Here is an 8,986-nt window from a genome sequence, read left to right as displayed (position 1 = left end):
CCGGCGTGCGCTTCCCTACACCGCGCGGTGCTCGCCGCGCGCCCCGGCCGGCTGCCGGCCCACCACCCCACAGGGAAACGGCCTGTCGTCATGCGGCGGCCCACCGGGCTTCCCGCTCTCCGCGCCAGCCGCCGGGCGTGTTGCGTGGCCGGAGTCGGAGCGCCAGCGGAGCGACGGACGCGCGCCCAGGCGGCGGCGCGTGCGGCCCGTTGCGGGCCGCCTTGATAGACGTACAGAAAGTCCTCCCACGCCGGTCGGCAGTCGGCCGCCATGCGGGTCACGGCGGGTTGACGTGTCGGTACCCGGTGCTACTCTGGCCCCCGTCGACCACGCCAGCGCGGCCTTCCCGCCGGATCGCTGAACTCGACTTCGGAGTAACCGAGCGGCCTTCCTGCCGCTGATGCGGGCCACGTCCCGCAGGCTCTCGATCGCACCGGCCACTGCGCCGGCCCGGAATCCACTGAGCGGCGCAGCACGGCCTTCCCTGCCGTCCACGATGGCCTTCGGATTCGCGTACCTCGACGGGTGGGGATCGCCTGCGGCAACCAGCCGGTAGCCGACGACCAGGCACCCCACCCGTCCCGGCCTCACCCAGGATCCAGGAACCCAGCTCAACGGCGGTTCAAGGCCGATGGCCAACCCCCGCCCTCCGGCGTGAGCCGCCCTCTCCGGCGGTGCCAGGAGACACCACGAACACCACCGACGGACACCGCTCCGGCGTCCGGTGGCAGTTCGTTGCCCGTCCCCTGCCACCCCTTGAGGAGAGAACCGTGTCCACCCTCACCGCCGGTCGTGACGCCCAGGCCCTACACCGCGCCGCCGCCCCGGACTACTTCGGCTGGCTGGAGCACACCCGCGCCGCCGGAGGCTGCACCCGCCCGGTCCGCCTGACCGGCACCCTCACCGCCGTGGAACCCGGCACCGGCCGGGTCCTGGCCGAGCAGCACACCGACGAGCTGCCCGACCGGACGCTCTACAAGGCGTGCGGCAACCGTCGTGCCGCCCAGTGCCCCGACTGCGCCTGGGTCTACGCCGGTGACGCCTTCCAGGTGGTCCGCTGCGGCCTGACCGGCGGCAAGACCGTCCCCACCACCGTCAGCGCGCACCCGGTCGTCTTCGCCACCTTCACCGCACCGTCCTTCGGCCCGGTCCACCACCGACACATCCCCCGGCACACCTGCGGCCAACGGCGGCGCTGCGACTGCCGCCCCGCACCCTGCCGCGCCCGGAGCACCGCCGGCACCTGCCCGCACGGGCGGCCCGCAGCCTGCTTCGCCCGCCACGACGCTGACGATGCGCAGCTCGGTCGGCCGCTTTGCCTGGACTGCTACGACCACGACCACCAGGCCGTTTGGAACCACTCCTCGGGCGAGCTGTGGCGACGCACCAAACAGGCCATCGAACGCCACCTCACCGCCTTGTGCCGCCGACGCGGCATTCCCCACGTCCAGGTCGCCACCGACACTGGCCGAATCCGCCGGGTGCCACCGGTACGGGTGTCCCACGGGAAGGTCGCTGAGATGCAGCGCCGGGGCGCGGTGCACTTCCACGTCCTGTTGCGCCTCGACGGCGTCGACCCGGACGACCGGCACGCCCTGGTGCCGTCACCGGCCGGCATTACTGCCGACGACCTCGACGCCGCCGTCCACGCCGCCGCCCGGCAGATCACCGTCACCACCCCGCCGCACCCCGACCGTCCGCAGGGCTGGCCAATCGCCTGGGGTGAGCAGGTCGACGTACGCCGCATCGGCACCAGCGACGGCGACGTGACCGACAGGAAGGTAGCCGCCTACCTCGCCAAGTACGCCACCAAGTCCACCGAGGTCACCGGCCACTGCTCCACCCGACTCACCCCGGACACCGTCGACGCCTACGCCGATCCGGAAGGCGACCACCTCGCCCGCCTTATCGACGCCTGCTGGCGACTCGGCCGCCCCACCCACAGCCCGAGTACCCGCACCGCCGACACGACCGACGAGCGTCAAGCCGGCCTTGACACCAGACCGAACGAGTACGCCGGGCTGCGCCGATGGGCGCACATGCTCGGCTACGGCGGTCACTTCCTCACCAAGGCCCGCCGCTACTCGGTCACCTTCGGCCTGCTCCGCGACACCCGCGCCGCCTACCGCCGCACCGAGCACACCGGCACCGCCGACAGCGACGAGACCGCCGGCACGGTCACCGTCGGCACGTTGGCCTTCGTCGGCTCCGGCTGGCTGACCGACGGGGACGCCCTGATCGCCAACACCGCCGCAGCCCACCGCCGGGAACGCCAACGCGTCGGCCGGGAGGAACTCGCCCACGCGACGTGGTCGGGGGTGGCGGCGTGACCCGCCCCCTTACCCCGCGTTGGTACTCGCCCGCCGAGGTCGCCGTGCTGCTCGGCTTCGGACTGTCCAAGGTCAAGATGAAGATCGCCACCGGTGAACTGCGCTCGGTCAAGGACGGCAAGTACCGCAGGGTCCTGCCCGAGTGGGTCGACGAGTACGTCCGTGACCAGGTCGAGCGGCAGGAGGCCGCCTGATGCCCGGACGCATCCGCGCCAACGGGGAAGGCTCGATCTTCCCGTACCGCACCGGCTTCGCCGCGTACGTCTGGGTCACCAAGCCCGACGGGAAGCGGACCCGCAAGTACGTCTACGGCCAGACCCGGGAGGTCGTCCACGACAAGTGGATCAAGCTGCACCAGCAGGCCAAGGCCGGGCCGGTCGCCACCCGGGTACCGACCCTCGGCGACTACCTGACCTACTGGCACCGGGAGGTCGTGCGTCCCAACCTCGCGCCGTTGACCTGTGCCACCTACGAGACGATCCTCCGGCTGTACGTGATCCCCGGACTCGGCGGGAAGCGGCTCGACCGACTCCAGGTGCGCGACGTGCAGACCTGGATCAACGCGGTGGCCCGCACCTGCCAGTGCTGCGCCCAGGGCAAGGACGCCCGTCGCCCGGAACTCCGGCGGCGCTGCTGTGCGCTCGGCCGGTGCTGCGGCGACACGCCGTCCTCCCGGACCGTCAAGGACATCCGGGGTGTGCTGCGCTCCGCGCTCAACCACGCCGCCACCGAGGAACTGGTCACCCGCAACGCCGCCGCCCTGGTCAAGCTTCCACCGGTCCGTCGCCGCAGGGGCCGAGCCTGGACCAGTGACGAGGCCCGTCGCTTCCTGGAGTCCGCGCGGGCCGACTCCGATCCGCTCTACGCCGCGTACGTGCTGATCCTGGTGCTCGGCCTGCGCAAGGGTGAGGTGCTCGGCCTCACCGAGGACGCCGTCGACCTGGCGGTGGGGGAGCTGTCGATCGGCTGGCAGTTGCAGCGGGTCGGCGGCCAACTGCTGCACCGGGAGACCAAGACCCAGACCTCGGACGCCACCCTCCCGCTGCCGGACATCTGCGCGGCGGCACTCGACCTCCGCCAGAGCGCGAGGAAGGCCGACCGCGACGAGGCCGGGATCGCCTGGCAGGGGTCGTCGCTGCTGTTCACCACCCGCTACGGGACTCCGGTCGAGCCGCGCAACTTCAACCGCTCCTGGGACGCCCGCTGTGCCCGGGCCGGGGTCCGGAAGATCACCGTGCACGACGCCCGGCGTACCTGCGCCACCCTGCTCGTCGACCTGGACGTGCACCCGCGCGTGATCATGCAGGTGCTCCGGCACGCCGAGGTGTCGGTCACGATGGAGATCTACTCGCAGGCGTCCTCGGACGCCACCCGCGACGCCCTCAAGCGCCTGGGGGAGAGCCTGCGGTGATCACCGCTGCTGTACTCGACTGCTGTACAGAAGCACTAGAGGGCACATCCATGGATCGGATGTGCCCTCTGACCTCTGTCGGGGTGGCCGGATTCGAACCGACGACCTCTTCGTCCCGAACGAAGCGCGCTACCAAGCTGCGCCACACCCCGAGGCGTGCCGACAAATAGTAGCCCACCCTGATCCGGGGACAAACTCAGTACCCCCTCCCCGGGCGGCCGGGGAGGGGGTACTGCCCTGAGCTGCCCCGGTCCCATGAACGGGGCAGCTCCACAGCCTCACCGAGACCTGTCGCCCGGGGGTGCCGCATCCCGCGAGCAACCCCGGCCGTTGCCGAGGGCACCCCGGAGCGCGCCGCCGCCGGATCCCGAGGCGGCTCCGGCAGCAGCGTCGGCGGTCAGCGAGGGATGAGGGTGAGGATGCTCGCCTCGGGCGGACAGGCGAACCGGACCGGGGCGGTCGGGTGGGTGCCCAGCCCGGCCGTGACGTGCAGCCAGGCGTCCGAGTCCGGCCACCGGTGCAGGCCCTTGGCCATCGACCGGGGCAGACCGCAGTTGGTGATCAGCGCCCCGACGCCCGGCACGCAGACCTGCCCGCCGTGGGTGTGTCCGGCCAGGAGCAACCCGAAGCCGTCGGCCGCCATCTGGTCGAGCACCACCGGCTCGGGGGAGTGGGTGAGGGCGATGGAGAGGTCAGCGGTGGTCGAGACCGGCCCGGCGACGTCTTCGTAGGAGTCCCGACCGATGTGCGGGTCGTCCACCCCGACCATGTCGATGAGTCGGCCGCCGGCCTTCAGGGAGGTACGGGCGTTGTTCAGGTCCGCCCACCCGGCCCCGACCAGGACGTCCCGCAGTTCCTCGTACGGCAGCTCGGCGCCCTCGGTGTACTCCCGGTCGGGCAGGAAGTAGGAGAACGGGTTCTTCAACACCGGGCCGGTGTAGTCGTTGGAGCCGAACACGAAGGCACCTGGGAAGTCGAGCAGGGGTTGCAGGGCCCGCAGCACCCCCGGCACCGAGGCCGGGTCGGCCATGTTGTCCCCGGTGACCACGACCAGATCCGGGTCGAGGGCTGCGAGTGAGGCGACCCAGTTCTGTTTGCGGGCCTGGTTCGGCATCATGTGCATGTCCGACAGGTGCAGGATGCGTAGCGGCTCGGCGTCTGCCGGAAGCATCGGTACGTCGTATCGGCGCAGGGTGAACATGTTGCGTTCGATGAGCGAGGCGTAGGCGAGGGTGGCGGCACCGGCCACGACGGTCCCGGCCGCGAGCCGGCGGAATAGTGTGCGCTTTCGCATGCGGATGAGGGTAGTTTGACCCTCCATGAGCACGCTGAAGGACCGACTCACCGCCGACATGCGAACCGCGCTCAAGGCGCGCGACGAACTGACCACCTCGACCCTGCGGATGGCGTTGGCCGCCGTGGGCACCGCCGAGGTGGCCGGCAAGGCCAAGCGCGAGCTCACCGACGACGAGGTGCTCGCGGTGCTGACCAAGGAGGCGAAGAAGCGGCGGGAGGCCTCGACCGCCTTCGCCGACGCCGGGCGCACCGAGCAGGCCGCCAAGGAGAACGCCGAGGGGGAGGTCCTGGAGCGTTACCTTCCGAAGCAGCTCCCCGACGGGGAACTGGCCGACCTGGTCGCGGGGGCGCTCGCCGAGGGTGGCTTCACCGGCAAGGCCCAGATGGGCCCGGCGATGAAGGCGGCCCAGGCCGCGGTGGCCGGTCGGGCCGAGGGGGGTCGGGTGGCCGCCGAGGTACGTCGCCAGCTCGGCCTCTGACCGAACAGCCACGGTACGACGAAGCGGGCGACACCGGAAGGTGTCGCCCGCTTCACTGTGCCTGGGCCTCAGGTGGTGCTCTCAGCCGCCTGCGTCGACCTGACGAAGGTCAACCGCCGAAGGTCAACCGCCTGGGGTCGGGTCGCCGCTGGGGGCACCGCCCCCGGAGCTGACCTGGATGGTGACGACCCCACCCTTTGTGGTCCGGCCGTTCGGGCTGGTTCCGGCGGCGGTCCCGGCCGGGCAGCTGGACTGGATCTGACTGCTCGACACGACCGCCTGGAAGCCCGCGCCCTGGAGCCGGTTCTTGGCGCTGTCCACAGACTGGCAGGCGACCACCGGGATGCTGCGCATCTCACCCTGGGCGGCCTTCTGCCCCGGCGGGGTGAAGTTGATCCGCTCCTTGCCCTTCATCGCGGCAGCCAGCGACTGGGCGACGGGGTTGTTGATGCCGGTCGGGCCGGGGTGCGGCATCCGCTGGTTGGTCTGCGGCCAGTCCGGGTCGGCCATGATGCCGGCGACCGCGTACTGCTTGGTCATCGCCACCAGGGAGGCCGTCTTCTCCGAGTCGGTGGTGCCGGACTTGCCGGCCACCGGGGCGTTCACGTCGTACTTGACGTGGGCGGCGGTCCGGCTGCCGCCGCACTGGCTGGTCCGGGAGTTGTCCCCGACCGGGCAGCGGGCCGCGTCGACAGCCGCACGGGCGACCTCGACGCTCACCGCCTTCTTGCACCGGGGGTTGGCGATGTCCAGCTTCTTGCCGTCGGCGTCCTTGATCTCCTGGACCGGGATCGGTTCGCAGTACTTGCCGTCGGCGGCCAGGGTGGCGTACGAGTTGGCCAGGTCGAGCGGGGTCACCGAGGAGACACCCAGGGTGAAGGCACCCCAGTCCTTCGCGGCGGCCTTGTTGTTGGCCCAGTCCGCCTCGCTCGGCACCCGGAACTCGATGCCGAGCCGCTTGGCGGCGTCGATCACGTTGTCCGCACCGACCTGCTGCTGGAGCGGGACGAAGTAGGTGTTGGTCGACCGGGCGAAGGCGCTCCACATGTTGAGCACGCCGCCGGCCTTCTTGTCGGAGTTGGTCGGGCAGTACTTGTTGGTCCCCGGGCACGCGGCCGGGCTGCCCTGCTCGACGATGTAGTCCGACTTGAACTGCTGCGGCGCGTCGATGGTGTGGCCGAGCGGTATGCCCTTCTCCAGGGCCGCCACGATCGTGTAGATCTTGAAGACCGAGCCGGCCTGGTAGCCGGCGAGGCCGTCGCCACCGGAGATGAGCGGGTTCACGGTGTTCGGGTAGCTGCCCCGGATCTTCTTGGCGGCCTTCCTCGGGTCGCTGGAGATCTTGTTCTGCGGCTTGTCCGGGTCGTCGAGCTTGAAGTTCCGGTTGACAGCCAGGGCGCGGACCCGGCCGGTGCCCGGCTCGATGTTGGCCACCATCCGGGCCGCCTTGCTGTTCACCCCGAGACCCTTGCGGACCGCCTTGTCGGCGCCGTCCTGGGCCTGCACGTCGAGGGTGGTGGTGACGGTGTAGCCGCCGGCCTTGAGCCGCCGCTCCCGGTCGTAGGTGGTCGAGCCGAACTCCTCCTGCTGCATCCACCACCGGTAGAAGTAGTCGCAGAAGAAGCCCCAGCCCCGCTTGTTGGTCTGGACGCAGCCGTTCGGGGCCCGCTTGCCCTTCACCACGAGCTTGGTGGCCTTGGCCTCGTCCGCCTCCGCCTGGGTGATCGCCCCGGTGGTGACCATGTTCTGGATCACGTAGTTGCGGCGGTCCAGGGCCTGCGGGTGACCGCTCTTGGTGGTCGGGTTGAACGAGGTGGGGGCCTTCACCATGCCGGCGAGCATGGCCGCTTCCTCGATCTTCAGGTTCTTCGGCGGCTTGCCGAAGTAGACCTGGCTGGCGGCGAAGATGCCGTACGCGCCGTTGCCGAAGGCGGCGATGTTGAGGTAGCGCTCCAGGATCTCGTCCTTGCTGAGTTCCTTCTCGATCTGGAGGGCGAAGTTCATCTCGCGGATCTTGCGGGCGCTGGTGTCCTCGGTGGCCGCGACGACGTCCTGCGGGTGGGTCGCCGAGTAGGCGATGTTCTGCCGGACGTACTGCATGGTCAGAGTGGACGCGCCCTGCCGCGAGTTGGCGGCGGACTGGTTGTTCACGAAGGCGCGGACGACGCCGTTGAGGTCGACGCCGTTGTGGTTGTAGAAGTCGTGGTCCTCGGCGGCGATGATCGCCTTCTGCATGTTCGGGGCGATGTCCGCGAGCTTGACGTCCTTGCGGTTCTCGTCGTACATCGTGGCCAGCGGGGTCTTGCCGTCGCTGGCGAGCAGGTAGCTGATCTGCGGAGCCCGAGCCATCTCGAACTCCTTGGGCAGCTCGCCGAAGGTGTCGGCGCCCGCCTTGGCGGCAAGTCCGGACATCGCCACCGCGGGGAAGGCCGCCGCAGCGACCACCACCCCGGCCAACAGGCCACATATGAGTAGCGATGCGGTGTTGGTCAGGACGTTGTGGTCACGTTTCCGCATCCAGGTCACCTCGACAGGGTACGCGAGTAGGAACGAGGGGCGCTGGGGCGCACTTTCCCCATTTCCGGTAAACGCCGGCCTCGTTGTGCTAAACGCACGAACCCTGGTGGGAGGTTGCGTGGACCGGTCGAGTCTCCTGGGTGAGAAGGCGATCGCGCAGCGTTTTCACGGACTCCGGCGGGGTAAGCGGCCGGCGAAAGCCCGGTAAGCCGGGAGTGTCCGTAATGATGGATTTGGCCGACAACGTTGCGTAATCAGGTGACTACAGAGCATGATGGTAGCGACGGTCCAGCCGTGGTCGTCCGTGCCGCCTTGGGGGAGGCCGGGCGGGACGACCCCTGCGAGACGGCTGGTCGCGACGACGTCGGTAGAACTCCGAGGGGGGACGTGTACAGATGGGCATGATCACTGACTGGCCGTCACTGGCGGCGTGTCAGAACGGGGACCCGGACGCGTTGTTCGTACAGGGCGCTGAACAGAACGTCGCCAAACGGATCTGCCGCAGTTGCCCAGTCAGGTACGAGTGCCTGGCCGACGCGCTCGACAACCGGATCGAGTTCGGAGTGTGGGGTGGGATGACCGAACGTGAACGCCGGGCGCTGCTGCGCCGGCACCCGCAGGTGGCGAGCTGGCGCAAGATGTTCGAGGCGGCGATGAAGAAGAACGCCAAGGACAAGACCGGCAAGGGCAAGGAACTGGTCAACGCCCTCGGCTGAGCCACCCGGTCACGGACGGCTGATCGCCGAACCGATCGCCCGCAGCCCGTCGACGTCGTGCACGTCGACGGGCTGCGCCGTGACCGACACCGTGGGCACCTCCGGGAACGTGTCGGTGAAGCGCGCCGCCACCTGCTGTTCGCGTACCGACTGCTGGGCCAGGGTGGCGTGGGCCCGCAGCACCTCGACGGTGCCCTCGTGGCCCCCGAGGTCGGCCAGCCGCTGCGCGGCGGCCAG

The 8,986-nt window shown here is 70.1% G+C and carries 7 protein-coding genes, 1 tRNA gene and 1 pseudogene; 5 read left to right on the top strand and 4 right to left on the bottom strand.

Annotated elements, in window-relative coordinates:
* The first annotated feature begins 770 nt into the window (after nucleotides 1–770).
* The 3 genes from ABT336_RS25735 to ABT336_RS25725 are packed head-to-tail and all read left to right on the top strand — an operon-like array spanning nucleotide 771 to nucleotide 3,741.
* The gene (locus ABT336_RS25735) at nucleotides 771–2,330 is read left to right on the top strand and encodes a replication initiator (RefSeq protein WP_350899916.1); all 1,560 of its coding nucleotides are present in this window, start codon (nucleotides 771–773) and stop codon (nucleotides 2,328–2,330) included.
* Nucleotides 2,327–2,524: an excisionase family DNA-binding protein gene (locus ABT336_RS25730; protein WP_350899914.1), complete on the top strand. Its 198-nt coding sequence runs from the start codon at nucleotides 2,327–2,329 to the stop codon at nucleotides 2,522–2,524. Before ABT336_RS25735 ends, ABT336_RS25730 begins: the two co-directional genes overlap by 4 nt.
* A complete protein-coding gene (locus tag ABT336_RS25725) occupies nucleotides 2,524–3,741 on the top strand; it encodes a tyrosine-type recombinase/integrase (RefSeq protein ID WP_350899912.1) in 1,218 nt (405 codons plus the stop codon). Before ABT336_RS25730 ends, ABT336_RS25725 begins: the two co-directional genes overlap by 1 nt.
* A gap of 78 nt (nucleotides 3,742–3,819) precedes the next feature.
* Here the strand turns inward: ABT336_RS25725 and ABT336_RS25720 are convergent.
* Together ABT336_RS25720 and ABT336_RS25715 are read right to left on the bottom strand one after the other, a co-directional pair.
* Nucleotides 3,820–3,893: transfer RNA gene (locus ABT336_RS25720), tRNA-Pro, on the bottom strand.
* Nucleotides 3,894–4,138: 245 nt separating this feature from the next.
* Nucleotides 4,139–5,035, bottom strand: coding sequence for a metallophosphoesterase (locus ABT336_RS25715; RefSeq protein WP_350899910.1), 897 nt, complete (start codon nucleotides 5,033–5,035; stop codon nucleotides 4,139–4,141).
* Between the two features lie 25 nt (nucleotides 5,036–5,060).
* On the opposite strand from ABT336_RS25715, the gene ABT336_RS25710 reads away from it, so the two are divergent.
* Complete coding sequence (locus ABT336_RS25710; RefSeq protein ID WP_350899908.1) at nucleotides 5,061–5,516, top strand: GatB/YqeY domain-containing protein; 456 nt, start codon at nucleotides 5,061–5,063, stop codon at nucleotides 5,514–5,516.
* A gap of 123 nt (nucleotides 5,517–5,639) precedes the next feature.
* Here ABT336_RS25710 and ABT336_RS25705 read toward each other — a convergent pair whose 3' ends face one another.
* On the bottom strand, nucleotides 5,640–8,033 hold the full coding sequence (locus tag ABT336_RS25705; RefSeq protein ID WP_350899906.1) for a penicillin-binding protein: 2,394 nt from the start codon (nucleotides 8,031–8,033) through the stop codon (nucleotides 5,640–5,642).
* Between the two features lie 395 nt (nucleotides 8,034–8,428).
* Here ABT336_RS25705 and ABT336_RS25700 point away from each other — a divergent pair, with 395 nt between their 5' ends.
* Nucleotides 8,429–8,749: a WhiB family transcriptional regulator gene (locus tag ABT336_RS25700; protein WP_350899904.1), complete on the top strand. Its 321-nt coding sequence runs from the start codon at nucleotides 8,429–8,431 to the stop codon at nucleotides 8,747–8,749.
* A gap of 9 nt (nucleotides 8,750–8,758) precedes the next feature.
* Here the strand turns inward: ABT336_RS25700 and ABT336_RS25695 are convergent.
* Nucleotides 8,759–8,986, bottom strand: a pseudogene (locus tag ABT336_RS25695) (ArsA family ATPase); the annotation flags it as partial.

The organism is Micromonospora sp. NPDC000207 (genome assembly GCF_040300925.1).
Lineage (GTDB): Bacteria > Actinomycetota > Actinomycetes > Mycobacteriales > Micromonosporaceae > Micromonospora.
This window is presented reverse-complemented; position numbering and strand designations above follow the sequence as displayed.